The 14699-nt window shown below is 59.7% G+C and carries 15 protein-coding genes and 1 pseudogene; 14 read left to right on the top strand and 2 right to left on the bottom strand.

Translation table 11 applies throughout. The features are described 5' to 3' along the window. The first annotated feature begins 396 nt into the window (after nt 1-396). The 14 genes and pseudogenes from ACYZT1_RS18165 (at nt 397) to ACYZT1_RS18100 (ending at nt 13764) form a co-directional block, all read left to right on the top strand. Complete coding sequence (locus ACYZT1_RS18165) at nt 397-1035, top strand: TetR/AcrR family transcriptional regulator (RefSeq protein ID WP_008031613.1); 639 nt, start codon at nt 397-399, stop codon at nt 1033-1035. 138 nt (nt 1036-1173) lie between these two features. Next, nucleotides 1174-2142, top strand: a complete 969-nt coding sequence (locus ACYZT1_RS18160; RefSeq protein WP_462016045.1) for a GTP 3',8-cyclase MoaA — start codon at nt 1174-1176, stop codon at nt 2140-2142. A gap of 93 nt (nt 2143-2235) precedes the next feature. Then, on the top strand, nt 2236-2841 hold the full coding sequence (locus tag ACYZT1_RS18155) for a DUF4823 domain-containing protein (protein ID WP_462016044.1): 606 nt from the start codon (nt 2236-2238) through the stop codon (nt 2839-2841). A 16-nt stretch (nt 2842-2857) separates the two neighbouring features. After that, nucleotides 2858-3424, top strand: coding sequence for a DUF1285 domain-containing protein (locus ACYZT1_RS18150; RefSeq protein WP_462016043.1), 567 nt, complete (start codon nt 2858-2860; stop codon nt 3422-3424). A gap of 92 nt (nt 3425-3516) precedes the next feature. Further along, complete coding sequence (locus ACYZT1_RS18145; RefSeq protein WP_462016042.1) at nt 3517-4233, top strand: FadR/GntR family transcriptional regulator; 717 nt, start codon at nt 3517-3519, stop codon at nt 4231-4233. 47 nt (nt 4234-4280) lie between these two features. Further along, nucleotides 4281-5156, top strand: a complete 876-nt coding sequence (locus tag ACYZT1_RS18140; protein ID WP_462016041.1) for an SMP-30/gluconolactonase/LRE family protein — start codon at nt 4281-4283, stop codon at nt 5154-5156. A gap of 188 nt (nt 5157-5344) precedes the next feature. Beyond that, nucleotides 5345-5502, top strand: a pseudogene (locus ACYZT1_RS18135) (SDR family oxidoreductase); the annotation flags it as partial. Between the two features lie 132 nt (nt 5503-5634). Next, the gene (locus ACYZT1_RS18130; protein WP_462016040.1) at nt 5635-6639 is read left to right on the top strand and encodes a substrate-binding domain-containing protein; all 1005 of its coding nucleotides are present in this window, start codon (nt 5635-5637) and stop codon (nt 6637-6639) included. Between the two features lie 65 nt (nt 6640-6704). Further along, on the top strand, nt 6705-8249 hold the full coding sequence (gene araG, locus ACYZT1_RS18125) for an L-arabinose ABC transporter ATP-binding protein AraG (protein WP_462016039.1): 1545 nt from the start codon (nt 6705-6707) through the stop codon (nt 8247-8249). Between the two features lie 12 nt (nt 8250-8261). Then, nucleotides 8262-9230, top strand: a complete 969-nt coding sequence (araH, locus tag ACYZT1_RS18120) for an L-arabinose ABC transporter permease AraH (protein WP_462016038.1) — start codon at nt 8262-8264, stop codon at nt 9228-9230. A gap of 191 nt (nt 9231-9421) precedes the next feature. Beyond that, the gene (locus ACYZT1_RS18115; protein ID WP_462016037.1) at nt 9422-10135 is read left to right on the top strand and encodes a GntR family transcriptional regulator; all 714 of its coding nucleotides are present in this window, start codon (nt 9422-9424) and stop codon (nt 10133-10135) included. After that, nucleotides 10132-11130, top strand: coding sequence for an ADP-ribosylglycohydrolase family protein (locus ACYZT1_RS18110; protein ID WP_462016036.1), 999 nt, complete (start codon nt 10132-10134; stop codon nt 11128-11130). The genes ACYZT1_RS18115 and ACYZT1_RS18110 overlap by 4 nt, the downstream gene beginning before the upstream one ends. Nucleotides 11131-11375: 245 nt before the next feature. After that, nucleotides 11376-12842 (top strand): purine-cytosine permease family protein, encoded by a 1467-nt coding sequence (locus ACYZT1_RS18105; protein WP_462016035.1) that lies wholly within the window; start codon nt 11376-11378, stop codon nt 12840-12842. After that, a complete protein-coding gene (locus ACYZT1_RS18100; protein WP_462016034.1) occupies nt 12835-13764 on the top strand; it encodes a PfkB family carbohydrate kinase in 930 nt (309 codons plus the stop codon). The genes ACYZT1_RS18105 and ACYZT1_RS18100 overlap by 8 nt, the downstream gene beginning before the upstream one ends. A 165-nt stretch (nt 13765-13929) precedes the next feature. Here the strand turns inward: ACYZT1_RS18100 and ACYZT1_RS18095 are convergent, their stop codons facing one another. Next, the gene (locus ACYZT1_RS18095) at nt 13930-14190 is read right to left on the bottom strand and encodes a hypothetical protein (RefSeq protein ID WP_462016033.1); all 261 of its coding nucleotides are present in this window, start codon (nt 14188-14190) and stop codon (nt 13930-13932) included. 50 nt (nt 14191-14240) lie between these two features. Then, a complete protein-coding gene (locus ACYZT1_RS18090; RefSeq protein WP_462016032.1) occupies nt 14241-14579 on the bottom strand; it encodes a hypothetical protein in 339 nt (112 codons plus the stop codon). Between the last annotated feature and the right edge of the window lie 120 nt (nt 14580-14699).

Here is a 14699-nt window from a genome sequence, read left to right as displayed (position 1 = left end):
CGTCGGGAAAAAGAGCGCAGTCTTCGGCAGCGCCTACGGGGCTTTGGACCCCGAATCGCAGGCAAAAAAAACCCGGGTTCTGGGGGGTGAATCCGGGTTAAGACCATTAGGAGTAAAACAATGGTACGCGGTCCGTCGGCACCAATATCGTCGCGGCACTTGGGGGAGATGCCCCGCCGACATTTGAAGTATTGATCAGTATTGCGCGCAGTCCAGTTTAGCCGGTCGGCTTTTTAAACAATTTTGGAATACCTGCGCTTCGGAACTGTTCTCATCAACCGTCATTCGTGCAGGAAATGACCAGCAGGCGCAGATATAGTCGGATGATCCGTGCATTTTGGCGCAAGTTAGGCATAATACGCGGCTTCGAATTTTGACCCGATCAGACCTTTTCTTATGCATAAAGAACCTCGTAAGGTCCGTGAGTTTCGCCGCCGCGAGCAGGAAATTCTCGATACCGCGCTCAAGCTGTTCCTCGATCAAGGTGAAGACAGTGTCACCGTCGAGATGATTGCTGATGCCGTGGGTATCGGCAAAGGCACGATCTACAAGCACTTCAAGTCCAAGGCCGAGATCTATCTGCGCCTGATGCTCGACTACGAGCGGGATTTGAACGAGCTGTTGCACTCGGCCGATGTCGACAAGGACAAGGAAGCATTGTCCCGGGCCTATTTCGAGTTCCGCATGCGTGATCCGCAACGCTACCGTTTGTTTGACCGCCTCGAGGAAAAGGTGGTCAAGGGCAATCAGGTACCGGAGATGATCGAGGAGTTGCACAAGATCCGTGCCTCCAACTTCGAACGTCTGACACTGCTGATCAAAGGGCGGATCAGCGAGGGCAAGCTCGAAGACGTGCCGCCGTATTTCCATTACTGCGCTTCATGGGCATTGGTACACGGCGCTGTTGCGCTGTATCACTCGCCTTTCTGGAGCAACGTGCTAGAAGATCAGGAAGGCTTCTTCCAGTTCCTGATGGACATCGGCGTGCGCATGGGCAACAAGCGCAAGCGCGATACCGATACCCCGAGCAGCTGAGCCATTCAGTGACCTTATTGCGCCATGATTTTGCTACATGGCGCAGTACCGCAGGAATATACTCAGGCATAGGACTTGCTAAAACTTGATTTGTGAGTCAAGTTTTACCCGTTCGATTCCCTTTTGCCGGAGTGATCCATGATCGTTGACCGTCAAGGCAGGCGTTTTCGCAACTTGCGGATCAGTCTGACTTCAGCCTGCAACTACGCGTGTACCTACTGCGTGCCTAACGGCAAGCGGCTGGTCGCTGCGCAGGATGAACTGTCGGCCGAGGCCATGGCGCGTGGTGTTGCGTACCTGATCGAAGCGGCTGGTATCGAACGGTTGCGCATCACGGGTGGCGAGCCGCTGGTAAGCCCCAAGCTCGAAGCCTTCATGACGGCTGTCGGCAAAATGGGGCTGGAAGACATCAGCCTGACCACCAACGGTCAATTGCTGGCAAAGAAGTTGCCGTTGCTGGTGGACGCCGGTATCCGTCGCATCAACGTCTCGCTCGACACTCTGGATGCCGATGCATTTCGCAGCATTGCGCGCGGCGGGGACCTGGCGACTGTACTCGACGGAATGGACCAGGCCAAAGCGGCGGGGCTGAAAATCAAGGTCAACATGGTGCCGTTGCGCGGGCAGAACCTGGATCAGGTCATGCCCTTGCTCGACTATTGCCTGGAGCGCGGCTATGAATTGCGCTTTATCGAGCTGATGCGCATGGGCCATCTGGCCAGCGACTCCAATGCATTCCTGCAGCAGTTTGTCAGCCTGCAGCAGTTGCTGAGCCTGATCGGCGATCATCACGAATATCTGCAAGCCGATGCGCCGGTCGACGCAACGGCGGTTCGCTATGAAATTCCCGGGCAGGGCCATTTCGGCGTGATCGCCAATGAGAGCGTGCCATTTTGCCGGACCTGTTCGCGGCTGCGGCTGTCGTCTACGGGCTGGTTACATGGCTGCCTGTCTTCGAGCAATCGCCACTATGTCGGCGATCTTCTCGACAAACCGCGTCACCAGGCGCTGCCGGCGCTGCAACGACTTCTGATGAAAGCCTTGGGCGACAAGCAGGAAGTGGCGTTTTCCGGAGGTGCGACCGTCATGAAGATTATTGGCGGCTGATCGCCACAAATGTTCGCACTCCTGAAGACTGGCGCGGAAGCTGCATTCCATGGCCATTCGCCGGTTTTCCGTCACCGGCCTCTGGAGGGTAGGATGCGTAGCCTGGTTTTGCTGCTGGCCGTTTTGGCACTTGGTGGCTGCATGAATGTCAGCGACATGGCCGAAGGGACCCGCTATCACATGAGCGACGCGGGCCTGCTCGATCACAGTGACAGCCGTCGCGTGAACAACCTGCGTATTCAGCCGGATTCATTCGTTTACATCGCCCAAGGCGCTTTCGCCCCACCGGGCAGTCCCTATCCGCGACCTAACGTCATCGCCGAAACCGCGTTCAACGGTTTTATCGAATATTTCCCGATGGTCCGCCGCGCCCGCGCCCCGGAAGGTCTCGACCAGGCCATGGGTGAAGCCCGAGCACTGGGTGCGCATTACTTGCTCTACACGCGTTTCGCCAAGTCGGATGACCGGATCGGCAACACGGATGAATGGCTGGATCAGGAATACGTGGACCGACTCGGTGTCGACACCGGCGTCATTCAAATCATGTTGATCGAGACCAGCACCCAGTATTTGATTGATACTGCACGTATCAAGAGTCGTGGCGGTTTACTGACGTTCCACGATGAAAAGCCCGAAGACCTGATGGGTCCGCCGCTGGAGCAATACGCTCGCAGCCTGTTGGGGATCAGCGACCGATAAATCAAAGGAGTCCGCCATGAGTGATGCGCAAAAAGCCAACGACCTGTTGGGGCAAATCCCCAAAACCAAGGGCTTGCCGCCTGTGCACTTGTGGAATCCCGACTTCTGCGGCGACATCGACATGCGCATCGCCCGCGACGGCACCTGGTATTACCTGGGCACGCCGATCGGGCGCAAGCCAATGGTTAAACTGTTCTCCACCATCATCCGCCGCGATGGCGATGATTATTTCCTGATTACCCCTGTCGAGAAAGTCGGCATCAAGGTCGACGACGCACCGTTTGTGGCGATTGCCGTGGAAGTAGACGGCGAGGGTGAACAGCAGATTCTACGGTTCACCACCAACGTCGACGAAACCGCCGAAGCCGGTGCCGAACACCCCATGCGCGTGGTGACTGATCCTGTCACCCAGGAACCGGCGCCTTATGTGCATATCCGCACCCATCTCGAAGCCCTCATTCATCGAAATGTCTTTTACCAGTTGGTCGAAATCGCAGTGAGTCGGGAGATCGATGGGCAGCGCTGGCTCGGCCTATGGAGCGGGGGTGAGTTCTTCCCGATCGGTCTCGATCCCGGCGCATAATCCCGAAAAATCAATTTGACACCCAATCATATGATGATTAGCGTGGACACCCATTGCGAACGGCTTTGTGCCGTCCTTACATTGGGGTACCCATGTCCAGCAGTTTTCATGCATCGACGGTTGACTGGCTGGGTTGCTGGATTGCGGCAGGCCAGGTGAAGCCAGGCGAGACCATCAAGGTCGAAGCCGATCTGGGCGAACAGCTCGGCGTCAGCCGCACGGTCATTCGCGAAGCCATCAAGACCCTGGTTGCCAAAGGCATGCTCGAAGTCGGCCCGAAAGTCGGCACGCGCGTGCTGCCGGTGCGGCGCTGGAACCTCTTCGATCCGCAAGTCGTTGGCTGGCTGTCTCGCAGCGGTTTGCCGGAGAACTTCGTCGACGATCTGCTGGACCTGCGCCGCACCATCGAACCCATGGCCGTGCGCTGGGCTTGCGAACGTGCGACGGTGGAGCAAGTGCAAGCGGTGCTTCAGGCTTACAACGCGCTGGAGCGTGCAGTGGAAAGCGGCGCCGATTACAACCGCGCCGACCAGTTTTTCCACGAGTGCATCCTCGCTGCCAGCCACAATCAATTCATCGAACAAATGGTCCCCGCATTGGGCGCGTTGCTGGCGGTGTCGTTCGAAGTGTCGGCGGCCGATCCGGACGAATTGCGTCGCACGCTGCCGATCCACAAGGACATGGCCGACGCCATCGCCGCCCGGGATGCTGCACGCGGTGTGTGGGCATGCATGACGCTGATCGACAATGCGGACCTGGCGATCAAACGTTTCTACCCGAAAGTCATGGCCGATAGAAAGGCCAGCTGACAACGTCGAATCTCCCCCCATCAAAACAGAACAACGCAGGAGGTTTCATGGAGTGGACCGCAGTCACCGAACACCGGGCGCACCTCGGTGAGAGCCCGTTCTGGGACGCGCCCACCGGGGCACTCTACTGGGTCGACATCGCCGGCAACCAAGCGCTGCGGTTGATCGACGCCAACGTACAAATCTGGCAGATGCCGGAGCATGTCTCAGCGTTCATTCCCTGCGAAAGCGGCGATGCACTGGTGACGTTGAGCAGTGGTGTTTATCGCCTTGATCTCGATTCGCCAGGACTGGAGCCGCGCCTGACCCTGCTCTGCGTCGCCGATCCGAACCCCGCCAACCGCGCCAATGAAGCCCGCTGCGATGCTCAAGGTCGGCTGTGGCTGGGCACCATGCAAAACAACATTGGTGAAAGCGGCGAGGATTTGCCGATCGTGCAACGTTCGGGCGGCCTGTTCCGCATTGACCGGGATGCCCGCGTCACGCCATTACTGCGTGGACTGGGCATTCCAAACACCCTGCTCTGGAGCGAGGACAGCACTACGCTGTATTTCGCCGACAGCCTGGACAAGACGCTCTATCGGCATTTTATCAACGCCGATGGCAGCCTCGACGCCGCGCAGGTCTGGTTCGGCCCGCATGAGCGCGGCGGGCCGGACGGTTCGGCGATGGATGCCGAAGGCTTTATCTGGAATGCGCGCTGGGATGGCAGTTGCCTGCTCAGGCTGGCGCCGGATGGCAACGTCGATCGAGTGATCGAGTTGCCTGTTAGCCGCCCGACCAGTTGCGTGTTCGGCGGCGACGACCTGAAAACCTTGTACATCACCAGTGCCGCCAGCCCGCTTGATCACCCACTGGACGGCGCGTTGTTGTCCATTCGGGTCGACGTTGCAGGAAAAATCTGTCATCGATTTGCCGACTGAATCCCAAAATATGGGAAGCAAAATTATATATTGAGATTATTTGGCGGTCGGGTTTATAGTCGGCCCCTTCAGTTACTCGCACTCACACTTAAAAAAACAAAACAGGTGAAGTGATGCAGCGATTTTTCATACCCCTACTTGGCCGGACATCGACAGATGCCCGGTTTTTGTCGTGCCCTGGGAAAATCGAACACCAGCGCGCCCTGGACCTGGACCGCCACGCCGCATCGGGCAATCGATGGAATGGGCCATGACTGCGGTTTTCCTCGCCAGTGATGAGGCGCCATTTATAAATGCCTCATGCATCACCCTCGATGGTGGACGCTCGGTCATGTACCACGACTGACGCGAGGGAATTTCGGCGCGGAACTACGCCTGAAATCCAATCATCATACAATATGACTATTTGCTTCATGCTTGATGGTTTCACCGGTTTTCCAACAATAAACGCTCAAAAAAAATAACAAGGAGTCAGCTTATGAATCGTCGTCGTGGGATCCGTTCCCTGTGCTGTGCCGCCCTGGCGGTCACTGCGGTCAGCCTGAGCAGTGCGCTGCTGGCGGCCGAAGAAGTGAAGATCGGTTTTCTGGTCAAGCAGGCTGAAGAGCCATGGTTCCAGACCGAATGGGCTTTCGCGGAAAAGGCCGGCAAGGACAAAGGCTTTACCGTCATCAAGATCGCTGTACCGGACGGCGAGAAAACTCTCTCGGCCATCGACAGCCTCGCGGCCAATGGCGCCAAGGGCTTCGTGATCTGCCCGCCGGACGTTTCCCTCGGCCCGGCGATCATGGCCAAGGCCAAGCTCAACGGTTTGAAGGTGATTGCGGTCGATGACCGTTTTGTCGATGCCAGCGGCAAGTTCATGGAAGACGTTCCGTACCTGGGCATGGCTGCGTTCGAAGTCGGTCAGAAGCAAGGCGCCGCCATGGCGACCGAAGCGAAAAAACGCGGCTGGGACTGGAAAGATACCTACGCGGTGATCAATACCTACAACGAACTCGACACCGGCAAAAAGCGCACCGACGGTTCGGTCAAGGCCCTGGAAGAAGCCGGGATGCCGAAAGATCACATTCTGTTTTCGGCCCTCAAAACCCTCGATGTCCCGGGCAGCATGGACGCCACCAACTCGGCGTTGGTGAAACTGCCGGGCGCGGCGAAAAACCTGATCATCGGCGGCATGAACGACAACACCGTGCTGGGCGGCGTGCGCGCTACCGAAAGTGCGGGGTTCAAGGCGGCTAACGTAATCGGCATCGGCATCAACGGTACCGACGCCATCGGCGAACTGAAAAAACCCGACAGTGGCTTCTTCGGCTCGATGCTGCCAAGCCCGCACATCGAAGGCTACAAAACCGCCGAGATGATGTACGAGTGGGTTACCACCGGCAAAGAGCCGCCCAAGTACACGGCAATGGACGACGTGACGCTGATCACCCGCGAGAACTTCAAGCAGGAACTGGAAAAGATCGGCCTGTGGAACTGAGGATCGGTTGATTTCACTGGCAGCCCCGGCGATGGGGTTGCCTGATCTGTTTGAAGAGGTGGGTTATGCACGCGCAACTGAAAACACAACAGCACAGCGCCGAAGGCAGCTTGCGCTTCAACGGGATCGGGAAAACCTTCCCCGGCGTGAAAGCTCTGGACGGCATCAGCTTCGTCGCTCATCCGGGACAGGTTCATGCCTTGATGGGCGAGAACGGTGCCGGCAAATCGACGCTGCTGAAAATCCTTGGCGGTGCTTACACGCCAAGCAGCGGTGATCTGCAGATCGGCGAGCAGACCATGGCGTTCAAATCCACCGCCGACAGCATCGGCAGTGGCGTGGCGGTCATCCATCAGGAATTGCACCTGGTGCCGGAAATGAGCGTGGCGGAAAATCTTTTTCTGGGGCATTTGCCGGCCAGTTTCGGCCTGATCAACCGCGGCGTTCTGCGCCAGCAAGCGCTGGCTTGTCTCAAGGGCCTTGCCGATGAAATCGATCCGCAGGAGAAAGTAGGGCGGCTGTCCCTCGGTCAGCGCCAACTGGTGGAAATCGCCAAGGCGTTGTCCCGGGGCGCGCACGTTATTGCGTTCGACGAACCCACCAGCAGCTTGTCGGCGCGGGAGATTGATCGCTTGATGGCGATCATTGGCCGTTTGCGCGACGAGGGCAAAGTGGTGCTCTACGTGTCTCACCGCATGGAGGAAGTGTTCCGCATTTGCAACGCGGTGACGGTGTTCAAGGATGGTCGTTACGTACGCACTTTCGAGGACATGAGCGAGCTGACCCACGATCAACTGGTCACGTGCATGGTCGGTCGGGACATTCAGGACATCTACGATTACCGCCCGCGCAAGCGTGGCGCCGTGGCGCTCAAGGTCGACGGTCTGCTCGGGCCGGGCTTGCGCGAGCCGGTCAGTTTCGAAGCGCACAAAGGCGAAATTCTCGGGCTGTTTGGCCTGGTCGGTGCCGGTCGCACCGAACTGTTTCGCATGCTCAGCGGTCTGGAGCGCAACAGCGCCGGGCGCCTCGAATTGCGTGGTCATGAACTCAAACTGCGTTCACCGCGCGACGCCATCGCGGCCGGCATTCTGCTGTGTCCCGAGGACCGCAAGAAGGAGGGCATCATGCCGCTCTCCAGTGTCGCCGAGAACATTAACATCAGCGCACGCGGCGCCCATTCCACGTTTGGTTGCCTGCTGCGCGGCCTGTGGGAAAAAGACAACGCCGACAAGCAGATCAAGGCGCTGAAGGTGAAGACGCCGAACGCTGCGCAGAAAATCATGTACCTGTCCGGCGGCAATCAGCAAAAGGCCATTCTCGGCCGCTGGCTATCAATGCCGATGAAAGTATTGCTGCTCGACGAGCCCACGCGCGGCATCGACATCGGCGCCAAGGCCGAGATCTACCAGATCATCCACAACCTGGCCGAAAGCGGCATCGCAGTGATTGTGGTGTCCAGCGACCTGATGGAAGTCATGGGTATTTCCGATCGCATTCTGGTGCTCTGCGAGGGCGCGATGCGCGGCGAACTGTCCCGTGACGAGGCCAACGAATCCAACCTGCTGCAACTGGCTTTGCCACGCCACCGCGCTGACGGCGTGGCGAACTGAAAGGTGACTATGATGACAACCCAAAACAACGCTCTGCCGACCACGCGCAAACCACTGGACCTGCGGCGTTTCCTCGACGACTGGGTCATGCTGCTGGCAGCGGTCGGGATCTTCGTGCTGTGCACCTTGCTGATCGACAACTTCCTCTCGCCCCTGAACATGCGTGGCCTCGGCCTGGCGATTTCGACGACCGGGATTGCCGCGTGCACCATGTTGTATTGCCTGGCGTCCGGTCATTTCGACTTGTCGGTGGGCTCGGTGATTGCCTGTGCCGGCGTGGTCGCCGCAGTGGTGATGCGCGATACCGACAGCGTGTTGCTGGGTGTCGGCGCGGCGCTGGTGATGGGCCTGATTGTCGGGCTGATCAACGGCATCGTGATTGCCAAGCTGCGGGTCAATGCGCTGATTACCACGCTGGCGACCATGCAGATCGTGCGCGGTCTGGCTTACATTTTTGCCAATGGCAAAGCGGTCGGCGTATCGCAGGAATCGTTCTTCGTCTTCGGCAATGGTCAGCTGTTTGGTGTGCCGGTGCCGATCCTGATCACCATCGTCTGCTTTCTGTTTTTTGGCTGGCTGCTCAATTACACCACCTACGGGCGCAATACCATGGCCATTGGTGGCAACCAGGAAGCGGCGTTGCTGGCCGGGGTGAACGTTGACCGGACCAAGATCATCATCTTCGCCGTGCATGGCGTGATCGGTGCGTTGGCCGGCGTGATTCTGGCGTCGCGCATGACCTCGGGCCAGCCGATGATCGGCCAGGGTTTCGAGCTGACGGTGATCTCGGCCTGCGTGCTGGGCGGGGTTTCGCTGAGCGGCGGGATTGGCATGATCCGCCATGTGATTGCCGGGGTGCTGATTCTGGCGATCATCGAAAATGCGATGAATCTGAAGAACATCGATACGTTTTATCAGTATGTGATTCGGGGTTCGATTCTGCTTCTTGCCGTTGTCATCGATCGCCTCAAGCAACGCTGAGATTTCGCTGACTGTACTGACGCCATCGCGGGCAAGCCACACTCCCACAGAATGCACTATCCTGTGGGAGCGTGGCTTGCCCGCGATGGCTGCTAATCTGATCCACCACGCACCCGCGAACTCCCACTTCCTCCCGTCACCTCCCTGAAATATTTCTTGCCCACTCTCCGAGTTTCAGCTTCACTTTGTACATGATTAGACAGGTACGGTTTGACAAGAAACAACGGGTGGTCGACGAACTCATCCGGCGCATCGAAAGCGGCCTCATGGAGGACGGTTTCCTGCTGCCCGGCGAGCATCAGTTGGCTCAAGAATTCAAAGTCAGCCGCGGCACGTTGCGTGAAGCGCTCGCCGAATTGAAGCGGCGCAACTACATTGCGACGCAAAGCGGGGTCGGTTCCATTGTCACCTTTGATGGCGTGGCACTCGATCAGCGCAGCGGTTGGGCGCAGGCCCTCGCCGACAGCGGTGCGTTGGTCAACACCGAGGTGCTGCGGCTGGAGGCGGTCACCCGTCCCGACCTGCTTTCGCGTTTCGGCACCGATCAGTTCATTACCCTCGATCGTCGGCGCCGCGCCAACGACGGCACGCTGGTTTCCCTCGAACGTTCACTGATGCCGGCCACCGGAGGCCTGGATAGCTTGCCGCGCGTGGGCCTCATCGACAATTCCCTGACCATCACGCTGGCCGCCTATGGCTACATCGGCGAGCGCGGCGATCAATGGATCGGCGCCGAACCCTTGAACGCAGAAGACGCCAGGTTGCTCGGGCGACCGGTGGGCACGGTGTTCCTCAAAGCCTTGCGCACCACTTACGACCGGCAAAATCGATTCATGGAGCTGGTCGAAAGCCTGCTCGATCCGGTGCACTTCCGCCTTCATCTGCAATTTGGAACCCCTCAATGACTGCGCTCAATCGTGCCTTGGGCGCGTTTTACGGTCTGGCCCTCGGCGATGCGCTGGGCATGCCGACGCAATCGATGAGCCGCGCCGATATCAAGGCGCGGTTCGGCGAGATCAGGGATCTGCAAGACGCGGGTCCCCATCAGCCAATCGCCACCAACATGCCTGCCGGCTCGATTACCGACGACACCGAACAGGCGATTCTGGTCGGCCAGCTGTTGATCGATGGCGCGGGCAAGATCGAACCTGCGCTGCTCGCTCAGCGCCTGATCGAGTGGGAAGCCACGATGCAAGCCAAGGGCTCACAGGACTTGCTCGGGCCATCGACCAAGCGGGCGATTGAGATGATTCTCGCCGGCCATTCACCCGAAGAAGCAGGGCGCTATGGCACCACCAATGGCGCGGCGATGCGAATTACGCCGGTGGGGATTGCGGCAGATGTCGCTGACCCGCAGCGGTTCGTCGCTGCTGTAATCGAGGCCTGCCAGGTCACCCACAACACCACGCTGGGTATTTCCAGCGCAGCGGCAGTCGCCGCGGTGGTTTCAGCCGGGATCAACGGCATGGACCTGGGCGAAGCGTTGAACCTGGGTCAGCACATCGCGCAGCAAGCGGAGAGTCACGGCCACTGGGTTGCCGGTGGGCGCATCGCTTCGCGCATCAGTTGGGCGCGGACCATCAGCATCGACAGCGACAAGGCACTGTTGGCGGATCTTCTGTACGACGTGATCGGCACTTCGGTGGCGTCGCAGGAATCGGTCGTGGTGTCGTTCGCCCTGGCCCAACAAGTGGCGGTCGGCGAAATGAATGCGTTCGAAGCGCTGTGCATGGCGGCCAGTCTCGGTGGTGACACCGACACCATCGCCGCGATTCTCGGCGCGATGCTTGGCGCCTGCCTGGGTCTTGAGAGTTGGCCGGTCGAGATGATCGAGCAAGTCAAAGCCGTCAATGAGCTGGAGTTGGAGCCGTTGGTGCAGGGCTTGCTGGACCTACGCTGACTTCAAAGCTGCACAGATTCCCTGTGGTGAGGGGGCTTGGCGAAACGTCGCACCGCCCCCTTCGGCTGCGAAGCAGTCGTCCGCTCTGTACCCAAGGATGCCTGATGATTTGACATCACGGTTCTGGGGATCGCTTCGCGCTCCAACGGGGGCGAGCCCCCTCGCCACATAAATCCGGGTGCGCCGATATCCTGCGACTTGCGCAATTGCCCACAACCACAAAAAAGGCAACAGGAGCATTTTTCATGAGTTCATCAACCACCGGACAATCTGCCGGGCAGCTGGAAACCCGTGGCATCGAGCCGGTGCCGGAAGCGGAGTGCAACGGTCATCCGCTGCAGTTGTTCTGGGTCTGGTTCGCCGCCAACATCTCCATTCTCGGCCTGCCGCTGGGCGCCACGCTGGTAGCCTTTCGCGGCCTGGCGATCTGGCAAGCCATCATCGTCGCGATCCTCGGCGCTGCGGGTTCGTTTGCGGTGGTGGGGATCATCTCGATTGCCGGCCGTCGCGGGCGGGCGCCGAGCCTGACGTTGTCGCGGGCGATTTTCGGTGTGCGCGGCAATATAGGCCCGACCCTGGTGTCGCTGATGTCGCGCCTGGGTTGGGAAACCGTCAACACCACCACGGCGGCTTTTGTCCTGCTATCGCTGTGCTCGATTTTGTTTGGTTCGCCGGTCGAAGCGAAAAGTGCGCCGGTGCTGACGTTGATCTTCATCGCGATCTTCGTGCTGCTGACTCTGTCTGTTTCCGGCCTTGGTCACGCGACTCTGCTGGTGATTCAGAAGTGGGCGACCTACGTGTTCGGTGCGCTGAACATTCTGGTCGGCGGTTTCCTCTGCGCCACCATCGACTGGAGCGCCGTGTTCAACGCCACCCCGGCGCCGCTGAGCGCGATGATCATCGGTGTCGGGACCATGGCGGCCGGCACCGGGATCGGTTGGGCGAATGCCGGCGCCGACATGTCGCGTTATCAGCACCGCAGCGTCAAGGCCGTACGCCTTGTCGCGTCGGCTGCATTCGGCGCGGGTATCCCGCTGGTGTTGTTGATCACCCTCGGCGGATTGCTGTCGGTGGGTAACAATGACCTGGCCTCGGCCACCGACCCGATCATCGCGATCCGCGACATGCTGCCGACCTGGATGGCCGTGCCGTACCTGATCACCGCATTCGGCGGCTTGCTGCTGTCGAACAACCTCTCGGTCTACTCCGCAGGCCTGACCACGTTGACCCTCGGTCTGAAGGTCAAACGCGTCTACGCGGTCGTCGTCGACATCGCCGCGATCTTTGCCGGTTCGATCTATTTCATGCTGATCGCCGACAGCTTCTACGGCCCTTTCATCACCTTCATTTCCTTGCTGGCAGTGCCGATCACCGCATGGGTCGGGATCTTTGTTGTCGACCTGATTCACCGTCATTACTACAGCCCGACCGACCTGCTGGACGTCAGTCCGAGCAGCGCCTATTGGTATCGCGGCGGGGTCGAATGGCGTGCATTCGGCGCGTGGGCAGTGGCAATCGTGCTGGGTTTCAGTTTCACCACCATCGGCACCACCGAACAAAACGTCTGGTTCCGCGGGTTTCTCTCAGATTCCTGGCTGGGCCATAACGGCTTGGGCTGGATCGTGACGTTCCTGGTGGCGGGCGGAATTTATTATGTGTTGGGCGGGGCGAGAGATCGTCGTGCCGCCGCGGTCGAGAATGCTCATGCCTAAGATGTTGCACACCGGCCAGGTCATGATCGACCTGGTCATGGCGGTGGATAAGCTGCCGCAATCCGGCGGCGATGTGTTGGCGCAATCGGCCAGTTTCGAAGCGGGCGGCGGCTTCAACGTGATGGCCGCTGCCCGGCGCAATGGCTTGCCGGTGGTCTATCTCGGTCGGCACGGCAGCGGTCGTTTTGGTGACCTCGCGCGGGAAGCCATGCACGCCGAAGGTATCCAGGTCGGCATTGCCCACCGCGCCGAGCGGGACACTGGGCTGTGCGTCGCGGTGACGGAAGCGACGGCTGAGCGCAGTTTCATTTCCTACATCGGCGCCGAAGGCGAGTTGACCGCCGAAGACCTCGCCAGTGTGCCAGCGGAGGCGGGCGACTACGTCTACGTCAGCGGCTACAGCCTGCTTCACGCAGGCAAGGCGCAAGCACTGATGGACTGGGTGTTGGCGTTGCCGACTGAAATCAACGTGGTGTTCGACCCGGGCCCGCTGGTGGAATCACCGGTTGCGCCGATGATGCAGGCCTTGCTGCCGCGCATCGACGTGTGGACCAGCAACAGTGTCGAGGCCTTGCGGTTTACCGGCGCTTCGGACATTGCCGGGGCTCTGGATCGTCTGGTCGGGCTTTTGCCGAGTGATACGCTGTCGGTGGTTCGCGACGGTCCGCAGGGCTGCTGGATCAGCCAGCGCGATGAGCGTCGGCATGTGCCGGGCTTCAAGGTGGTGGCGGTGGACAGCAACGGCGCGGGCGATGCGCATGCCGGGGTATTTGTCGCAGGTTTGGCGCACGGATTGCCGGTGATTGAGGCGGCACGGCGAGCGAATGCGGCTGCTGCGTTGGCGGTGACCCGATGGGGGCCGGCGACTGCGCCCGTGGCTGCTGAGGTTGATGCGTTGGTCAAACAAGCATCCGGCGCTTGATGGATTGCCATCGCTGGCAAGCTCGCTCCTGCAGTTGATCGCGATGAATTGAAATACGCGATCATCTGTGGGAGCGGGCTTGCTCGCGAAGAGGCCGGAAATTCAACGAGAATAAGTGGGCCACTCAAGCGGTCGCAGCCACGGGCGGCTGCGACCCGTCAGGTGCTATTTATCAGCGTCCAGCTTGCGCGCTGCTTCAACGCCGGCGGCACTGAGCTTGATCGGCATGTTCAGCGAATGCTCGCCTGCCTCGTTGCAGGTCACATGGCCGTGCTGGATCAAACCTCGGCCCTGCAGGTCGGCGAGGGCGCTGGCCACGACTTTCTCACCCCGGTAATTGTCCAGGACCTCCTTGCCCAAACCGCTCGGGTGAGCATGCAGCAAGCGGGTCAAGACTTCTTTTTCCAGGTCGTTATCAACGTTCATGGTTACCTCTCATGGCTGTGGATAGGTCGTGCATGGACTCGCGTGGGCGATTACTGGCTGGCACCGCCACCTTCTGAACCCGAACCACCCGTGGTGGTTTTCGAGCCGATGCCGGGGCCGGCATTGTCGGGAGTCGCGTCCGGCGTATTCAAGCCGCCCTGACGTCCAGGGTCACTGCCTTGCGTCCGCGGATCGGTACCGGTGGACGGCGGCAGGCCGCTGTCGACGCCAGTGCCGTTGGTGTTCATACCGGGCGTGCTTTGAGTGGCCGGAGAGCCAGTGCCGCCAACCGGGTTGGTCGGACCGGTGCCGGAAGCAGTGTTGGCAGCGAATGCGGCAGAGGACAGAAGGGTAGCGAATGTAAGAGCGGTCAGCCTGGACAAGATCATCGTGTCGTCTCCATTGATTAAATGTCCTTACTTGACGTTGGTTGGCTCTATTCGGAATTGGTGCCTGAGGATCGACGAACGGTTCAAACCTGTTGAACCGGCTTGGCGCGGTCGACCCAC

The sequence above is a fragment of the Pseudomonas sp. PB3P13 genome (assembly GCF_054897735.1).
The sequence above is the reverse complement of the archived record's forward strand: the minus strand, read 5'-3'. Positions and strand labels throughout refer to the sequence as shown.

Coding starts and splice junctions, on each gene's coding strand:
- ACYZT1_RS18165 (WP_008031613.1), top strand. CDS start 397: ATGCATAAAGAACCTCGTAAGGTCCGTGAGTTTCGCCGCCGCGAGCAG.
- ACYZT1_RS18160 (WP_462016045.1), top strand. CDS start 1,174: ATGATCGTTGACCGTCAAGGCAGGCGTTTTCGCAACTTGCGGATCAGT.
- ACYZT1_RS18155 (WP_462016044.1), top strand. CDS start 2,236: ATGCGTAGCCTGGTTTTGCTGCTGGCCGTTTTGGCACTTGGTGGCTGC.
- ACYZT1_RS18150 (WP_462016043.1), top strand. CDS start 2,858: ATGAGTGATGCGCAAAAAGCCAACGACCTGTTGGGGCAAATCCCCAAA.
- ACYZT1_RS18145 (WP_462016042.1), top strand. CDS start 3,517: ATGTCCAGCAGTTTTCATGCATCGACGGTTGACTGGCTGGGTTGCTGG.
- ACYZT1_RS18140 (WP_462016041.1), top strand. CDS start 4,281: ATGGAGTGGACCGCAGTCACCGAACACCGGGCGCACCTCGGTGAGAGC.
- ACYZT1_RS18130 (WP_462016040.1), top strand. CDS start 5,635: ATGAATCGTCGTCGTGGGATCCGTTCCCTGTGCTGTGCCGCCCTGGCG.
- araG (WP_462016039.1), top strand. CDS start 6,705: ATGCACGCGCAACTGAAAACACAACAGCACAGCGCCGAAGGCAGCTTG.
- araH (WP_462016038.1), top strand. CDS start 8,262: ATGACAACCCAAAACAACGCTCTGCCGACCACGCGCAAACCACTGGAC.
- ACYZT1_RS18115 (WP_462016037.1), top strand. CDS start 9,422: ATGATTAGACAGGTACGGTTTGACAAGAAACAACGGGTGGTCGACGAA.
- ACYZT1_RS18110 (WP_462016036.1), top strand. CDS start 10,132: ATGACTGCGCTCAATCGTGCCTTGGGCGCGTTTTACGGTCTGGCCCTC.
- ACYZT1_RS18105 (WP_462016035.1), top strand. CDS start 11,376: ATGAGTTCATCAACCACCGGACAATCTGCCGGGCAGCTGGAAACCCGT.
- ACYZT1_RS18100 (WP_462016034.1), top strand. CDS start 12,835: ATGCCTAAGATGTTGCACACCGGCCAGGTCATGATCGACCTGGTCATG.
- ACYZT1_RS18095 (WP_462016033.1), bottom strand. CDS start 14,190: ATGAACGTTGATAACGACCTGGAAAAAGAAGTCTTGACCCGCTTGCTG.
- ACYZT1_RS18090 (WP_462016032.1), bottom strand. CDS start 14,579: ATGATCTTGTCCAGGCTGACCGCTCTTACATTCGCTACCCTTCTGTCC.